1 protein-coding gene is annotated in these 255 nt (G+C 42.0%); it reads right to left on the bottom strand.

Translation table 11 applies throughout. The annotated features are described in order from the left end of the window. Positions 1-255 (bottom strand): helix-turn-helix domain-containing protein (locus AB671_RS21150; RefSeq protein WP_185114136.1); only part of this gene is annotated, 255 nt, incomplete at both ends.

Raw genomic sequence — 255 nt, 5'->3', positions numbered from 1 at the left:
TTTGCTGCCGAAAGAAGAAAATGATTCGGTGCCGGGATTAAGTCTCTTTGCTTCAAAATCCGGTAAACACTAGATTCTGAAATAAAAATACCTTGCTCATCGGTAATTTTGTAGGCCAGTTCCCTTGCAGACAATTCGGTGTGTTCCAAAGCGATTTCTACCACCAAATCTTTCTGTCTTTCAGGAATGCTGTTCCATTGTCTTGTGTTTGCCCTTTTCGTAGTTTCCAAGCCATCATAGCCGTATTCGAGGTAG

The sequence above is a fragment of the Chryseobacterium sp. BGARF1 genome, from assembly GCF_001677955.1.
Lineage (GTDB): Bacteria > Bacteroidota > Bacteroidia > Flavobacteriales > Weeksellaceae > Chryseobacterium.
Note: the sequence above shows the minus strand (reverse complement) of the source record. Positions and strands in the feature narration are given on the sequence as shown.